Origin of the sequence: Pseudomonas fluorescens, from assembly GCF_900215245.1 — a bacterium.
Lineage (GTDB): Bacteria > Pseudomonadota > Gammaproteobacteria > Pseudomonadales > Pseudomonadaceae > Aquipseudomonas > Aquipseudomonas fluorescens.
Genome location: NZ_LT907842.1, coordinates 1,979,275 through 1,995,096 on the forward strand (window position 1 = coordinate 1,979,275; position 15,822 = coordinate 1,995,096).

Annotated in this window: 11 protein-coding genes; 1 reads left to right on the forward strand and 10 read right to left on the reverse strand. The window is 63.3% G+C overall.

Translation table 11 applies throughout. The features are described 5' to 3' along the window. Nucleotides 1-21: 21 nt before the first annotated feature. A complete protein-coding gene (locus CPH89_RS09395) occupies nucleotides 22-1,422 on the forward strand; it encodes an aminoacyl-tRNA deacylase and HDOD domain-containing protein (RefSeq protein WP_053258673.1) in 1,401 nt (466 codons plus the stop codon). A gap of 135 nt (nucleotides 1,423-1,557) precedes the next feature. Here CPH89_RS09395 and CPH89_RS09400 read toward each other — a convergent pair whose 3' ends face one another. The 10 genes from CPH89_RS09400 to CPH89_RS09445 form a co-directional block, all read right to left on the reverse strand. Next, complete coding sequence (locus CPH89_RS09400; RefSeq protein WP_053258816.1) at nucleotides 1,558-1,938, reverse strand: hypothetical protein; 381 nt, start codon at nucleotides 1,936-1,938, stop codon at nucleotides 1,558-1,560. A gap of 124 nt (nucleotides 1,939-2,062) precedes the next feature. Continuing rightward, nucleotides 2,063-2,989: a type VI secretion system-associated lipoprotein TagQ gene (tagQ, locus tag CPH89_RS09405; protein ID WP_053258674.1), complete on the reverse strand. Its 927-nt coding sequence runs from the start codon at nucleotides 2,987-2,989 to the stop codon at nucleotides 2,063-2,065. 84 nt (nucleotides 2,990-3,073) lie between these two features. After that, nucleotides 3,074-4,786, reverse strand: a complete 1,713-nt coding sequence (locus CPH89_RS09410; RefSeq protein WP_053258675.1) for a formylglycine-generating enzyme family protein — start codon at nucleotides 4,784-4,786, stop codon at nucleotides 3,074-3,076. Further along, nucleotides 4,779-5,963, reverse strand: a complete 1,185-nt coding sequence (locus CPH89_RS09415; protein ID WP_053258676.1) for an ABC transporter permease family protein — start codon at nucleotides 5,961-5,963, stop codon at nucleotides 4,779-4,781. Before CPH89_RS09415 ends, CPH89_RS09410 begins: the two co-directional genes overlap by 8 nt. Then, nucleotides 5,963-6,667, reverse strand: a complete 705-nt coding sequence (locus CPH89_RS09420; protein ID WP_053258677.1) for an ABC transporter ATP-binding protein — start codon at nucleotides 6,665-6,667, stop codon at nucleotides 5,963-5,965. Before CPH89_RS09420 ends, CPH89_RS09415 begins: the two co-directional genes overlap by 1 nt. Continuing rightward, nucleotides 6,667-9,669 carry a serine/threonine-protein kinase gene (locus CPH89_RS09425; protein ID WP_053258678.1) on the reverse strand — a complete coding sequence of 1,001 codons (3,003 nt, stop codon included), beginning with the start codon at nucleotides 9,667-9,669 and terminating at the stop codon, nucleotides 6,667-6,669. Before CPH89_RS09425 ends, CPH89_RS09420 begins: the two co-directional genes overlap by 1 nt. Next, a complete protein-coding gene (locus CPH89_RS09430) occupies nucleotides 9,666-10,385 on the reverse strand; it encodes a PP2C family protein-serine/threonine phosphatase (RefSeq protein ID WP_053258679.1) in 720 nt (239 codons plus the stop codon). Before CPH89_RS09430 ends, CPH89_RS09425 begins: the two co-directional genes overlap by 4 nt. Beyond that, on the reverse strand, nucleotides 10,386-11,039 hold the full coding sequence (gene tagF / locus CPH89_RS09435) for a type VI secretion system-associated protein TagF (RefSeq protein ID WP_053258680.1): 654 nt from the start codon (nucleotides 11,037-11,039) through the stop codon (nucleotides 10,386-10,388). Continuing rightward, nucleotides 11,036-14,536 (reverse strand): type VI secretion system membrane subunit TssM, encoded by a 3,501-nt coding sequence (gene tssM / locus CPH89_RS09440; protein ID WP_053258681.1) that lies wholly within the window; start codon nucleotides 14,534-14,536, stop codon nucleotides 11,036-11,038. The genes tagF and tssM overlap by 4 nt, the downstream gene beginning before the upstream one ends. Continuing rightward, nucleotides 14,533-15,822, reverse strand: a complete 1,290-nt coding sequence (locus tag CPH89_RS09445; protein WP_053258682.1) for a DotU family type VI secretion system protein — start codon at nucleotides 15,820-15,822, stop codon at nucleotides 14,533-14,535. The genes tssM and CPH89_RS09445 overlap by 4 nt, the downstream gene beginning before the upstream one ends.

Genomic DNA, 15,822 nt, shown 5'->3' on the forward strand with positions numbered 1-15,822 from the left:
TGTAAGAAATTGGATCAGGCCATGTCAGAAGTCGCCCTCGCCACAGTCCCACTGACCGCCCCGCCGGTCATTCGGGCTCTGCTCGCAAAGCTCGCCATCCCTTACACAGAGGTTGTCGAACAGCCCGGCCTGAATCCCGCGCAAAAGGTCCAGGCTGTGTTGCTGGAAGACGCCGTGGGCGCGCTCATGGTGTTGTTCCCGCAAAGCCAGTTGCTTGATCTCAACCGTCTCGCCGAGCTGACCGGTCGCCGCCTTATCGCCGTGTCGCCGGATCGCATCGAGCGCATGCTGGCCAAGCATGAACTGAGCCTGCTGCCCGGCCTGCCGGCACTGACCAGCTCACCGTGCCTGTACGAAGGCAGCCTGCTCAACGAACCGAGCCTGCTGGTGCACTCAGGCGAAGCCGGGCTGCTGCTGGAAATTGCCAGCGGCGACTTCAAGACCATGCTCACCAAGGCCAGCGCCGGTCATTTCGGCGAGCCCCTGAGCAATATCCGCCCCAACCTCGACCGCCCCAATGATGACCGCGAGGAAATCACCCAGGCGATGCAGGCCTTCACCGCTCGCCGCATCCAGCAGCGCCTGGAAGCAACCATCGAGATTCCGCCGCTGGCCGACACGGCGCAGAAGATTATCAAGCTGCGCGTCGACCCCAACGCCACCATCGATGACATCACCGGTGTCGTCGAGACTGACCCAGCCTTGGCCGCTCAAGTGGTGAGCTGGGCGGCGTCGCCGTACTACGCCTCGCCAGGCAAGATTCGTTCAGTGGAAGACGCCATCGTGCGCGTGCTCGGCTTTGATCTGGTGATCAACCTGGCGCTGGGCCTGGCCTTGGGCAAAACCCTGAGCCTGCCCAAAGACCATCCGCATCAGTCCACCCCGTACTGGCACCAGTCGATCTACACCGCCGCCGTGATCGAAGGCCTGACCCGCGCCATGCCTCGCGCCCAGCGCCCGGAAGCCGGCCTGACCTACCTCGCCGGTTTGCTGCACAACTTCGGTTATCTGCTGCTGGCCCACGTGTTTCCGCCGCACTTTTCGCTGATCTGCCGCCACCTTGAGGTCAACCCGCACCTGTGCCACAGCTATGTCGAGCAACACCTGCTGGGCATCAGCCGCGAGCAGATCGGCGCGTGGCTGATGCGCTACTGGGACATGCCGGACGAACTGTCCACCGCCCTGCGCTTCCAGCACGACCCGACCTACGACGGGCAATACGCTGAATATCCGAACCTGGTGTGTTTGGCCGTGCGCTTGTTGCGCAGCCGTGGCATTGGCTCCGGGCCGGATGAGGCGATTCCGGATGAGCTGCTTGAGCGTCTGGGCTTGAGCCGTGACAAGGCTGAGGAAGTGGTCGGCAAGGTGTTGGATGCCGAGGTGCTGTTGCGTGAATTGGCATCGCAGTTCAGCCAGGGCTGACACGGTCACCTGATAAACCGCTATCGCAGGCAAGCCAGCTCCCACAGTTGACCGAGTTCCAACCCTGGAATGCAGTCAACTGTGGGAGCTGGCTTGCCTGCGATGAATTCAACTCGGTACCCCTGAAGAAACCCTTCAGGCCTTCTTCTTTTTCTTCGGCTTCAAATACTTGGTCAGCCCCTGGAACCAGATCACCAGCGCCGGGTTGCCCTTGATCTGGATCGACTTGTCCTGAATCCCCGTCATGAACGCCAGTTGCTTGTTCTTCGCCTGCATCGTGGCGAAGCCGTAGGCCGCATCTTTGAACGCGATAGCAAATGCCGGCGCAGGGTGAACCCCTGAACGGCTGGTGATGCGCTGGTCTTTGACGATGAAGTGACGGGCAACCTTGCCGTCGAGGGTCTGCAACTGGAACGCCAGGTCTTTGTCACCCAGTTGTTGCTGGAAAGCAGGGTTGGTGCGGCTGGCTTTGCCCATCATCAGGCCAAGCACCCACAGCAGAAGACGAAATTTCATGCACACGGCCTCGGTGTATTTATTAAGTGGCCGCAGCAGTGTAACGATTTGCAGAAGGAACGCCACCGATCTCGCGCTTTAGCAGGAGATCGGTTGGCGTTTAACGCTTATAGCAACATGTTACTTAAACGTTAGGGCAAGGCACCGGCGCCCAATCGGCGAGGTTAGGATCGCGGCAGGTGCCTTCGATCTGTGCTTTACCGGCGCTGGCGACCTGCTTGCTTTCAGCTTGCTTGGCCTGCACGGTCTGGATGCTCTTCTCGGTGGTCACCGCTTCTTTCGGCACGGTTGGCAATACTGGCTTTTTCGCGACTTTTGCCGGTGCTTTGCCTTTCTTGGCCGGTACAACTGGCGGCGTTACATCGGCCTGGGCAACGGTTACCACATCGTTGCGCTGCACACCGACTTGCTGCAGGTCTTTCTCGTAGGCCTGGGTGTAGTTATTCAGGTCTTCGCTGGCTTTACCGTTGACCGCAACGATCAGGTCATTGGACTCCTTCAAGCCTGCAACGATTTCCGCCAGGCGCTTGCGGCCTTCGGTGTCGTTGACGGCCTTGGCTTTACGATCGGCCACCAGCTTGGTGAACGCGCTCTGGTAGCACTGCTGGGACGCCTTGGCGTAAGCGGTGCTACGGTCGATGTCGGAAGCGCTTTTGTTGAAGTCCGTGGAGTACGACGCGATGCGCTGGTTGTCATCCGTGATCTGCTTCTGACGCTCGGTGTAGTAACCCGCTGCGCCGCCAGCCAGGGCGCCGCCCGCTGCACCGATAGCGGCGTTACGGCCGCGCTTTTCGGAGTCGCCGGTCAGCGCACCCAACAGAGCACCGCCGGCCGCGCCGAGGGCCGCACCGGTCACAACCGACTTGGTCATGTTCGAATCGGTTGCACGCAAGTGCTGCACCGGCTCGTAGCAGTTCGGGTAGTACTCGACCTTGGTGCTTGACGCGACCTTGGACGCCGGTGACGTGGCGCAACCAGTCAACACGGTGCTGAAACCGGCTGCGATCAGCAGCAGGTGACGCTTGGAAACCGCCTTACGGGAAAAAAGCATAGGTGTGTTCTCTTTTAAGTTTGACTTGCCCAGCACGGCCCACCGCCGCCTGAGTCCCTTCCAAGCTCGCTATACAACCAGCGGTCAAGACCGCTGACCGCTCGCTGCGAGCAATTCCTTCAAGATCGTTGCCGGGTCGGCCCGCTGTTGCTTGCGGTAGTTGCCGACATGGCGAACGAACAGTGTCGCGCGCGTCACCAGGCTTTTACCGAGCACTGGCTTGCGATCCAACTCTTCCTTGATACGTTGAAACTGCGCCTGGATAACCGCATCGGTGTAGCGCGTGCCGGTGGCCAGGTTGTCGATGTAGATCGCCACCGCGCCATCAAGCGCGCTACGCCCATTGTCGATGGCCGTGGCAAACAGCTGGGCGCTGGCCGTGTCCTTGTTGTCCAAGGCCTGCTGGCGACTCTTCTGCAGGTTGGTCAGGCGAATGTTGTAGTTGCTGATGGTCTCGGCCACCAATGCAGCCGACTGGATCAGGTTGCCCGCCGCCTCTTCGCGTTGCTGGGCGATCAGCGAGACGTTGCGCTTGAGCTCTTCGTTGACCAGCCCCAGTTCGGCTTGCAGCTTGGGATCGACGCTGGCCGAGATAATGCTGTCCAGGCGCTTGGTCGGGTCCTGGGCATCGTCAATCGCGTCGGTCAACGAGGCCAGGCGGCCCTCTTTTTGCCACTGGGCGAACAGCTCCTTGTAACGCGAGCGCGGCGCCGACAACGCCCCCACCGCCACGCGAAAACCCGTGGTCTCGTTGCTTTGCTCGGTGCCGTCAGCGGCGAACAGCGGATACTCGCGGCGCATGCCGGTGAACAGCGTGCCCTCGCCTTCCAGGTAATTGCCGCCCTTGACCACAAAACCGCCGTAGGTGCCCTGGCGACGCCCGGCATGCACCAGCTGGAAGGATTCCTGGACCATTTCCGCCGCATTGCCGATCACATCGAACATGCCGATCGGGTTGGGCAGTTTGGTGCCGATGGGCATCAGGCGCGCGGCCTGGCCAGTGCCGCCGGCAACCTGGTTGAATACCGCGTAATCGGCCAGCGGGCCGTCGCTTTCGCTGCCTTCGACGCGCCGTGGGAACAGGCGCCCTTCCAGGTCCTGGCGGCTCACTGCCTGGCCACCGCGCGCGGCGTATTCCCATTCCACTTCGGTGGGCAGGCGCACAAAGCCCAGGCCACCGTCTTCCGCCGAGGCGCCGCGGCCGCTGACCGGCAGCAAGTCACGGTGGTATTTCATCAGCCAGGCGCTGTACACCGCCGAGAAGCGCTCGGCTTCAAAACGCGAGAGTTTCACCTTGGGCAAACGCGCGGCCATGCCGGTGGGCAAATCGCAGGCCGGGGCCGGCTCACCGCTGGCCAACGACTGCGCCTGGGACATCACCTGGGCGTACTGGCGTGCAGTCACCTCATACTTGCCAATGAAGTACAGCATCGGCTTGAGCGGGGTTTTCGCGTCGGTCTTCGGCATCAACGGCGCGATGACTGTGTTCCAGTCCTTCGGCAGGTCCTTGAGGGTGAACTGGCCGTTGATGAAGTCGCGCCGGTAGCCGGAAATAAACGACTGCTGATAACCCGCCTCACCTTCGGCGAAGGGGTAGCCGAGGCTGATCTCACGGTCATCCAAGGTGCCCTGGGCCAGCACGTAGGCATAGCGGAACACCATGTTGCCTTCGCAGGGCAGCGGCAGGCTGACGTCGTCCGGCAGCGGTTTGGGGTTGTCGAGTTTGTCGCTGGCCTCATCGGCCCACGCTATCGATGCCACGCTCAGCACCACACAGGCGCCCAGTAACTTATACATCTCTGATTCCTTCAGAAGCCTGGATACGCGCCACTCGCCAACCACCACAGGCCGCCGCCAGGGCGCTGACGCCAAGGATTGCAACCAGGGCCAGGCCGTAGTGACGCGCCAGCAGGTGACTGGCGTATTCGCCCGGCACCTGCACAAATAATTGATTCAAACCCATCTCGGCCAAGCCATAGAGCCCGGCACTCAGCCCAGCGGCGAAACCTGCGCTGTAGAGCGCCTGCGTCACCACAAACAGCAACAGTGCGCCGGTGGAAAACCCCAGCAGACGCAACACGGATAACTCCCGGCGCTTGCGCGCCACGGCGGCCAACGCCCCGGCAAAGATCGCCGCAAACGCGCCCGCCAAGGCCAGCCCGGCGATGATCCAGAACACGATCGACAGGTTGCGGCTCAACGACTGCACCTGGGCGATGGTTTGCGCCTGGGTCGAGACCAACAGATTCTGCCCGGCAAAATACACTCGCAACGGCTCTACATCGGTGAGGGTGCGTGCGTACAGGCGAAACGCCGGGTACACACGCTGCTCACTCACACCCACCGCGTCACCCTCCCAACCCAATGCGGGCACCGCGCGACCGTCGCGATAATCTTCGGCCGCTTCCAGCAGGCCCAAATCTGCCAACAAGCCATCGCGGGCAAAGGCTTCCAGCGGCAATACCGCCTGCACCTGCAGCCGTGTGCGCTGATCTTCGACACGCCCCGCCACTTGTCGCGCAAAACGGGCTTCCAACCAATCCCCAGGTCGCGCCGCGAGCTTTTCAGCGGCGGTGTGGCTCAGCACAATCTGGTCCAGGCCGCGCGGCATCGGCAAACCCGCCAGCAAAGGATCGCCCGGCGCCGTCGGCAGCATTTCCAGGGTGAGCGTGCCCACCTGCGCGGTCGCCGCAATCTGCCGGGTACGCGGCACGGCAAACCCGACATCACTGCGCAGGCCGAGCTGCTCGATAAACGCGCTGCTGAATCGACCACCGCCCAACGGAATAATTTCACGGGTGGCGGGATCGGTCTCCAGGCGTTCGGTCAAACTGCTAACCAGTCCAAACTTCAGGCCAAATAACACCAGCAACGGCACCATGACGGCCACCAGCGCCAGCACCGAACAGGCGGACAGCCAGGCATCGTTGCGGTAATCCTGCCAGGCCAGTGAGGCAACCAGACCGCTGCGCATCAGCACGCCTCCCCGAGGGTCGCGGTGACGCCGCCGTCGGTGTCACGACGGCAAGTGATGCGCCGCACCTGCAAGCCGCTGGCACGGGCCAGGGGTTCGTCATGCGTGGCGATCACGCAGGCCGCACGGTGTTCGAGGGCCTGGGCCAGCAGCGCCTGCATCACACGCTCAGCGTTAAGCGGGTCAAGGGACGCCGTCGGCTCATCCGCCAGCACCAGTTGCGGCGCGTGGGCCAAGGCTCGGGCGCAGCTGACGCGCTGGCGTTGGCCCACTGACAGCGAGGCCGGTTTTTTGGCCAACTGATCGCTGATTTCCAGTTGCTCGGCCAGCCGCGCCACGCTGCCGTCGTCCTTCAACCCCAACAGTTGCCGGGACAGAGCGATATTCCCGCGCACATCGAGAAACCCCAGCAGCCCACCGGTTTGCAGCACATAGCCCAAGTGCCGGCTACGTAACCCGGCCAACGTGGAGTGTTGATCGCCACGCCACAAGCCGCCAATGTCGACCTGGTTGAAGACAAACTGGCCAACCTGATCCGGCGCCAACACCAGCGCCAACAGATCCAGCAACGTGCTTTTGCCACAGCCACTCGGCCCGACAATTGCCAGTTGCTCACCCGCCCGCAGCGTCAGCGCCGGAATCACCAGGCTATAGCGCTGGCTACCGAGGCCCCGGCTCTTATGCACCGCGCTCACAGTCAACATCACGGCAGCGTCGACAACGGCACGCGATACAACGCATCGCCCGGTTCGGCATCGCCGAAACGGACCCAATTGGCCACGTCATTGTGGAAGGTTTCGTAGAGACGGATTTTCGAATCCAGCTCGTCAATAAAGTCTTCCTGCTCGGCGACACTCAACGACAACCACAAGTCCTGCGTCATGTTCAGCGACTTGCTGCGGTACGGCAGGCCTTCCAGGTATTCGCCGAGAAGGCCGCCGTCGGCCAGGTTGCCGCCCTTGCGCAGGGCTTGCGGGTCGCGGCTCATATAGGCCGAGGCGCTGGCGATTTCCTGGAAGAAGTCTTTGGGCGAGGTCTGGGTTTTGCGCGCGGCATCGACGATCAGCTTCAACGATTGCTGCAGGTCATTGAGCTGCAACTTGGTTAACATCACGCACACCTGGAACGCCGGCAGCGCCGGGTTCGTCAGGTCCCGGTCGGCCGTCCAGGCGCTGACCAATTGCGGGGCCTGGCTCGCGGTTTTGCGGCCGAGAAAATCCATGTGCATGGCGTAGCCGACAGCGGCGGACTTATCGGCCAGGCTCGGCGCGGAGCTCAGCAGCGGCACCGGTTGCGGCGTATTGCTGCGCACTTGGTGCACGAGGTTGGCAAACACGCTGCCAATCTCATCGACACGCTCGCCGAGCTTGCGCACATCACCGCCCGGCACCGGCGTATAGAGGTCGCCGATCTGCGGGTTGGCGTCGGCGGTGAGCACGCGATATTGGCTTTCCGCACCGGCATGGGTTTTCTTGCCGGCGTCGGTGCGCAGGTGCAGGGCGTAGATCTTGATCTGCTTGCCCAGTGCCGCCTGGCGCACTTCGGCTTCGTTCATTTGGGTGGCGGCAAACGGATCGTTTTTACGCAGCGCGCCGGCGTCGGTGACCAGCAGGATAATGCGCCCGCCGTAGCCGGACCAATCCATGTCATCCACCGCCTGCATCACACCGGCAAACGCGTCTTCGTTGAACGAGTGGCTGGACACGGTAGACGCCTTGACCTGACGCGCCATGTCGAGGAAGCGTTGCGGATCGCGACCCTGATCAAGGGTGATCAGGGTCTTGGCCACATATTCCAGGCCCGGGGTTTTCTTGATGCTGTTGCGAAAACCCACCAGGCCGAAGCTGACGCTGTCCAACTCGCCGCGCTCGGCAATGCGGGTTTGCAGCTCATGTACGACGTCGCGGACCTGGTCGATATAAGGCTGCATCGACACGGTGGTGTCGACCACCAACACCACCGCGGTGCGGAAGGCGTCGGCATTGGCGCTGAGCACACGGGCGGCCGGTTTGGCGGCAGCAGCACTCCCGGGATCGATGGACGCTACGTTAAGCAACTGCACCGGTTGGCCGTTTTCATCGAAGCTCTCCTTGGCGTCGAAGATCGGCAGCAGGTAAAACTGGTTTTGCGGGACCGCGCTGGCCGTCGGCTCAAGCGCCAGCACTTGTTGATTGTCTTCGCTGTTCTTCTGCGCCTTGGCCAAGGCGGTTTTCGCGGCAGCGGGATCCGCCAACAGTTTTTCCACCTCAGAGGATTGGCGCAGGAACATCACCGGCGCACGGCCCGAGCGCTCGGTGAACTTGAGCACCAGGCTTTGCTTCCAGTCGCTGACCTGAGCGGCTGGCAACCAGCCATCGCTGCGCCCATCGGTGGCGGCACCGACACGCACCCACGGGCTGCCATCGATGTCTTTGCGCTGGTAAACGTAGAGCACGGAAAACGCCGGCAGCGCCTCGTCGGCCGCACCACCGGCGTCATGGGACAGCTTGGCGCCGGGCTTGCTGAGCACCCGTTGAAACAAGGTCTTTTTGCCGGCCATCAGCAAAGGCCGCTGGCCGCCATCCACATCCGCCACGGCCGGTTTTACCGGCGTAGGTGGCGGCGTCGGGGTCGCCGGTGTTTTCGGGACTACGGCGGCGGGCGGTGCCGCAGGCGTATCGCCGCTGCTCAGCCACCAGTAACTGGCACCGCCAATCGCCAGCGCCACCGCCACCGCGACTGCAGCCAACGCCAGCACCGGCCCTCGACGCTGTTCGGACACGGCGTGGTGTTGCGTCGGTGTCACCACTGGCTGGCGCACCGGTTGTGGCTGAGGCTTTTCAGTCGGAATCTCGATGGACACCGGCGTCATACCCGCCAGATCAAAACTCAGCGGAATCGGCAACGGCCGCACCAGCGTCGCTTCAGGCGAGTCCGCCGGCAGTTGATCCAAGGCCCGCAACAACGCCGCCGCATCCGGGAAACGCTCGGCCGGGTCCTTGGCCAACAGCTTACGCAGCACGTCCTGATAACGGCCGTGGTGCACCGGCAACTCCGGCAGCGGCTCGGTCAGGTGAGCCAGCGCGGTGGAGAGTGCATCGGTGCCGGTGTAGGGCAGCTTGCCGACAAGGATTTCATAGAGCACCACGCCCAGCGCGTACAGGTCGGCGCGGCCATCAATCTCCTGGCCGCGCGCCTGTTCCGGGCTCATGTAGCTCGGCGTGCCCACGGCAAATCCGGCCTGGGTGAACTGGGTACGGTCGTCCAGCGACTTGGCGATACCGAAGTCCGACAACACCGCGGTGCCGTCGGCGCGGAACAGAATATTCGCCGGTTTGACGTCGCGGTGCACCAGCCCCTGGGCATGCGCATAGCCCAGGGCCGAGGCGATCTGGCGGATCAGGGTCACGCCCTGCTCCGGCGTCAGCCCGGCAGCGATACGCTCTTTGAGCGTGCCGTTGGGCAGGTACTCCATGGCCATGTAATACAGCTCACCGACATTGCCGATGTCATGGATGGTCACCGTGTGCGGGTGGGACAGGCGCGCCAGGGTCTTGCCCTCGCGCAGGAAACGCTCGCAAAAACTCGGATCAGCCGCCAACGCCGCCGCCATCACCTTCAACGCCACCTTGCGCTCCAGCGAGCGTTGGGTCGCCAGGTACACGCTGGCCATGGCGCCTTCGCCGATCTCGCCTTCGATGTCATAACCCGCAATCACGATGTTCATGGCGAAACCTTCACGACAATGGCGGTGATGTTGTCCGGCGCGCCCCGGTTAAGCCCCAGGTGCACCAGGCTGCGCACGATTTCATCCGGGGGGTCATGGCTGAGGACCTCGCGGATTTCATGGTCCTCGACGGTCTTGTTCAGGCCGTCGCTGCACAGCAGGTAGCTGTCGCCGGGCGCGATCAGCAAGTCGACCACGGCCAATTCCAGCTGCGCCTCCACACCCACCGCGCGGGTGACGATATTGGCGCGCGGGTGCACGCGGGCATCGGCTTCGCTGAGCAAGCCGCTGTCCTGCAGGTCCTGCACGTAGCTGTGGTCGCGGGAAATGCCTTCGAGCACGCCATCGCGCAGGCGGTACAAGCGACTGTCACCGGCCCACAAACACACGCCACGCAGGCCGCGTGCCGCCAGCACAACGACGGTACTGCCCATCATCGTCACGCCACGGTTGGCCGTTTCTTCACGCACGCTCGCGTTGATGCGGATCAGGTCATTGCGCAGGGCCGCCGAATACTCATCCAGAGAACGCCCCACCGGCACATTGCGCAGGCTGTCGACGATCAGGCTGCTGACATAGTCCCCTGCCGCATGCCCGCCCATGCCATCGGCCACCACCCACAGGCGGTTTTCCGGCAGGTCCAGGCACGCGTCTTCATTGACCTGGCGCACCATGCCCACATGGCTTTTGCTCGCGGATTTGAACGTCGACCCCATCTACACCACACCTTCTTGTCCGAGCAAAAACTGCGCAAAATCACTGGCGGCAGGCAAACCCTGACACCGTAATAAACCAGGGGAAATCACCTGCGAACCACGCCCCCACCACAGGCTGGCGCCTTCGCAGGCCTGTTCGGCGAGCGCGGTCATTCGGCTGTGGGGCACGGTGGCGGCAACCCGTTGCAGGCCCGCAAAGCGGCTGTCCACGGCGCGCGGCTCGCTGGCTGGAATGCCCAGTTTGTCGAGGTCGTCGTTGAAGCCTTCAAAGGTCGCGCCCGCGTCCAGGGTGCTGAGCAACAGCTCTTCAGCCTGTTCGAACCAGGTGTCCGGCCCGCCGACCAGCGAAGCCGGATTGGTGTCGTGATCCAGCAAAGCGACCACCGCCAACGGAAAATACCGCCCGACCCGGTCAATGCTTGGCATCACCACGCCCGCCGCAGCGTCCGGCCCGCACACACCGGGCGCCAGCACAAAGCGCCACAACGGGCTGACCAGGTACACGTTGAGCCAGTCGCCGCCCAGGCTGTTCTGGCTGGCGAGCAACCCCGCCGCCAGCCAGCTGTCCCACGGGCCGATAAAACTCTGGGGCAAGGCGCGACTGACAAAGTCACCGCGGCTGGCCAACTTGCCGTAGAAACCCAGCGTCGTCATAGCCGCTCCGGCAGGCTGAAGCCGCTGAGCACACGGCTCTTGAACGGGTTGAAGGCGCTGTTGGCACGCAACTCGTAGGCGATGCTCGCGCCGTCTACTCGCAGGCGCAGGTTGAAACGGTCCGGCGAGTTACCGGCGGTGAGGTCCGATTGCTCCAGCAGGCGGAACCACGCCCACGGCCCGTCCAGGGTCACGCCCGAACGGCCGCTGGCCGACGGCGGCATGATGGAAATACGTACCACGCCAATGCTGCCCGGGTTCGGCCACTGCATGGCCACCGGGCGGCTTGGGCCGTGGTCGTAGCTCAATTGCTGGCCGTCCAGGTCCAGCAGGAACTGAGTGATCGTCGGGTCCATCGACACCGGCTTGAGTTCGAAACGCACAATCGGCTGGGTGCCGCCGGCGCGGAAAAACGCATCACGAATGGCCGCCGCACGCTGGAAAGTTTGCAGCACGCCCGGCGCAATCCCGAGCTTCTGCGCTGCGCCAGGCTGCCAGCGCCAGGTCGACGCGGACGTGTCCACGTAAGGCTGCAGGTATTTGCGGAAGTAGTTATCCATCACCCCGCCCACACCAAAAAACTGCCCAAAGTCATCCAGCGTGGCGTCGCGCGCGCTGCCTGGCGACATCGGGTAACGACCGGCCAGGGACTGGCGATACACGTTGACCACTTCGCTGACCCACGCTGCGTTCAGTTGGTTACGCACGCCACCCATCATGCTGTTGGTGGTGGAATTGACCACCGACTTGACCATGCCCTGCACCAGCGGCGGCTGGCGCTCCGCATTCAGGCTGACCCGCGTGGCCGCTGCCGCCGCCTGGTTCTTCGCCTCGCCGAGCAACGCATCGCCACTGGCACCGACCATGGCGCTGACCTGCACATACAGCGCGTTCATATCCGCGAGCAGGCCGTCGATAGCGGCCGGTTCGCCTTCGTTTTTGCTGACGATGCTGTTGAGTTCAGCGAAATGCGCGGTCACCTGATCATCCGCCGCTTGCGCAGTGCTGGTGGTCTGTTGCTCCTGGCCGAGCAGGCTGCCGAGGCGCTCCTTGAGCTTGTCGACACCGCCTTCCACCGGCACGCCTTTGGCGGCCAATTGGCGCTCTTCGGCTTGCAGGTCGGTTTCCCTGGCCACCGCAACCAGCAGTTTTTTCAGCGGCGACGTCGGGCCGGATATCACTCGCAGCACATCGGCGGCCTGGGCCACGCTGGTGATCGGCACGAAGTCGATATCCGCAAGCAAGGCATCCCACTGACGCTGGTAATCCTGGAAATACAGGCGGCGCACATCGGCGGCGAGGCTCGCCACGTTCTGCTGGTCCGCCTGTTCGCGGCCCAGCACCCACTGCTCTTCAGCCAGGGTGCCCGTCTGATTCAAGCTGCTCAGCAGGAACGCCTGACGATAGCCCTTGGCGGTGAAAAACCCACTCAACGGCTCGCCCAGCGGCTTGCCACTTTTACGGCTGAACACCAGCGCCGCGTCACGGCCGGCGGCTTCGTTGATACGAAAGTCAGGAATGCCATCGGGCAGTTTCTGACGTTTGACCCGGTCATAGACGCGCTGGGCCACCGGCAGTTGTTGCAGTTGCCGACGCAGGTCGTCGATCAGCCGTGGGTCGAGTCGCGCGTTCGGCGGATGGCGCTCGAACAGCGCCTGCAAATGCCCGGTCAACGCCTGGCGCTGATCGGCCGGCAGGTCACGCGGCAAGCTGCGGTCCCAGTCCAGGGCGATCCAGGCCTTGATGAAGTCCGGGTCGTAATGCTCACTGTCGGCGAGCATCAGGTAGGCCTTGAGGCCTTCATAGAGGAAGTCGGAATTGCCACCGCCGTGCAGTTGCTCCTCGATGCGCGTCACCAGGCGGGGCGCGAATACTGCGATCAACAGCTTGCGGTAGACACTGGCGGACTCAGCTTCAAGCATGTCGCCTTGATACAGGCCCAGCCCTTCGGACCAGTTCGGCGAATCACCCGCGAGGTTCTTCACCGCATTGAGCAACGGCAGCACGGCGAGGACGTCACGCTGCGCCGGGCTGAGGTTCTGTACCGTCTGGCCCAGCGGCGCGACCTTCTGGTCGACTTGGGCGATGTAGGCCTGATTGGCGCGATAACTCACCCACCACAAACTGCTCACCACCACGACCAGGGCCACGGTAGCGGCCAATACGCCGCGTGCGATCCATTTGCGCCGCCGCTCGACCTTCGGGTTCACCCCCACCAGGCCACGCTCGGCAAACGCCACGGCAGTGAACAGTTTTTCGATGAAATAACTGCGCCCGGTACCGCTCTGGCGCGCCAGGTGCTGGCGGTCCAGATTCATGCTCTGGGCCATGGCGCCGATCAAGCGATCAATCGGGCTGCCTTCCTGGGTGCCGCTGGTGAAGTACACGCCGCGCAGCAATACACGCTCTTCAAAAGCATTGGGCTTGAACACGCCCTCAAGGAAGCTTTGCAGGCAATCCTTCAACGCGCCGAACTGCTGCGGGAAGCCGTAGATCAGGTCGCGCCGCGCCGGGTCGCGCTCCTGTTGCAAGCGTTCCACCAAGCGTTCGTTGAGGCGCTGTTCCAAGCCTGCAAATTCGCTTTGCAGATGGGCCAACGGGCTGTCGCTGTTCTTGCCGTCATCCAGGGCAAAGGTCATGCCCCACACCTGGGCGCGGTCTTCTTTGCTCAGGTTGTCGAAGAACTCCATGAAGCCCGGCACCAGGTCGAGCTTGGTCAGCATCAGGTAGATCGGGAAACGCACGCCCAGCTGGGTGTACAGCTCCTGGATACGCAGGCGAATCGCGGCAGCATGGGCGGCGCGCTCGGCATCGCTGCCCAGCAGCAAATCGGACAGGCTGATAGCGATAAAAGCACCGTCGATCGGGCGGCGCGAGCGCTGCTTTTTCAGCAGGTCAAGGAAGCCCAGCCACGCGGCTTTATCCACCGTGGAGTTGCTGTCTTGCGTGGTGTAGCGGCCAGCGGTGTCGAGCAAAACGGCTTGATCGGTAAACCACCAGTCGCAATTGCGCGTACCGCCAACGCCCCGCACCGCACCGGCGCCCAATTGCGCGGCGAGCGGAAAATGCAGGCCGGAGTTGACCAGCGCGGTGGTCTTGCCCGAGCCCGGCGGGCCGATGATCACGTACCACGGCAGCTCGTAGAGGTTGCGACGTTCGTCACCGCCAAGCTTGGCCTTTTTCAGCAGCGTGAGGGCTTCGTCCATGCGCTGGCGCAGGGTCGATAACTCTTCGGCAGTGGCGACACTGTTGGGGTCGACCGGCGTTTCGGCCGCCAGGCTGCGCATCACTTCGGCGGCCTGGCGCCGGGCCTGGATAATGCGGAACACGCGGTAAGCGATCCACACGGCAAACACCAGGATGATCAGCGCCCAACGGCGCCCTTCCGGCACCAGGAAATCGAGCAACGGCCCGACAAACCAGATGATCAGGCTGAGGGCGATCAGGCCCAGCAACGGGATCACCCAGCGAATCATAAAACTGAAAAACGCCTTCACTCGACGCCCTCCGCCAATACGGTGATTTCAACCCGACGATTGCGGGCACGGCCTTCGGCAGTGGCATTAGTGGCCACCGGCGTGGTGTCGCTTCTGCCTTCGGCGCTGAAGCGATCCGCCTGGCCGGTCTTGGCCGCCAGAATCTCCAGCACCGACTTGGCGCGCGCTTCGGACAACGCCCAGTTGGACGGGAACCGCAGCGTGGCAATCGGGCGGTTATCGCTGTGCCCGGTGACGCGCACCTGGCCCTTGACCTTGCGGATGGCATCGGCGATGCGCAGCATCAGCGGCTGGTAGTCATCGACAATGCTGGAACTGGCCGACGCGAACAGCTCATCGCCCCGGATCGTCACGACGGAACGGTCGACCTTGTCTTCCACGGCCACGCGGCCCGCCTTGATGTCTTCCACCAAAAAGCCTGCCAGGCGTGGCCGTTCGATTACTTTCGGTTGCACCACAGGACGGTCGATGGCCTGCACCGGGATCTCGCCCAGGGCATGGATATTCTTGAACACCGGCTCGGCATCCGATGCCAGTTTCATGCGCAAACCGAACAGCAACGCCAACAGCAGCGCCAGGCCGATGGCCACGGCGATCCATGGCGGCATGAATTGCGCCAGGCGATCACGCGCCACAGTCACGCCGCGCCAATGCGGCGACAGCTCACGCTCGTGCTCACCACGGGCGCTGCGAATGGCCGCGGCAGTGCGTTCACGCAAGGCTTCCAACTGGCTGCGACCGTCGTTCATCACGCGGTAGCGGCCCTCGAAACCCAGGCACATGCACAGGTACAACAGCTCCAGCAAATACAGGCGCTCGCGCGGGCTTTGCAGGCAGTGGTCGAGCAACTGGAAGACTTTTTCGCCGCCCCAGGCTTCGTTGTGCACAGTGATCAACAAGCTCTGTTTGCCCCAGTCGCTGGTGCTGCCCCATGGCGTACTCAACACCGCCTCATCCAGCGCGGTACACAGCGCGTAACGCGCCAGCAGCACTTCGTTGCGTGCCACACCGGCGGCTTCGGCGCGTTCTTCGAACTGACGCAAGTAGGCCAGTAACTGCGCGCGCAGACTGGCCGGCGCCGGGTGCGCGATGGTGTTGCGCAGGCGTGTCAGCAGCGCGAGCAACGGGCCCGCGGCGCTTTCCAGCGGGTTGAGGCCTTGGCTTTTACCGGTCAGGATTGGCGCGGCCGGCATCGACAGCGGTGCCGGTTCTGCACGCGCAGGCTCCGGCGCACGGCCACCCGGGCGCGGCATGAACTGGGTGCGGTCATCATCATTGGGATGCAT

Bases quoted from the DNA above. Each gene is read 5' to 3' on its own strand.
- CPH89_RS09410 (WP_053258675.1), bottom strand. From the start codon at position 4,786: ATGTATAAGTTACTGGGCGCCTGTGTGGTGCTGAGCGTGGCATCGATA.
- CPH89_RS09425 (WP_053258678.1), bottom strand. From the start codon at position 9,669: ATGAACATCGTGATTGCGGGTTATGACATCGAAGGCGAGATCGGCGAA.
- tagQ (WP_053258674.1), bottom strand. From the start codon at position 2,989: ATGCTTTTTTCCCGTAAGGCGGTTTCCAAGCGTCACCTGCTGCTGATC.
- CPH89_RS09430 (WP_053258679.1), bottom strand. From the start codon at position 10,385: ATGGGGTCGACGTTCAAATCCGCGAGCAAAAGCCATGTGGGCATGGTG.
- tagF (WP_053258680.1), bottom strand. From the start codon at position 11,039: ATGACGACGCTGGGTTTCTACGGCAAGTTGGCCAGCCGCGGTGACTTT.
- CPH89_RS09420 (WP_053258677.1), bottom strand. From the start codon at position 6,667: ATGTTGACTGTGAGCGCGGTGCATAAGAGCCGGGGCCTCGGTAGCCAG.
- CPH89_RS09445 (WP_053258682.1), bottom strand. From the start codon at position 15,822: ATGCATCCCAATGATGATGACCGCACCCAGTTCATGCCGCGCCCGGGT.
- CPH89_RS09415 (WP_053258676.1), bottom strand. From the start codon at position 5,963: ATGCGCAGCGGTCTGGTTGCCTCACTGGCCTGGCAGGATTACCGCAAC.
- CPH89_RS09400 (WP_053258816.1), bottom strand. From the start codon at position 1,938: ATGAAATTTCGTCTTCTGCTGTGGGTGCTTGGCCTGATGATGGGCAAA.
- CPH89_RS09395 (WP_053258673.1), top strand. From the start codon at position 22: ATGTCAGAAGTCGCCCTCGCCACAGTCCCACTGACCGCCCCGCCGGTC.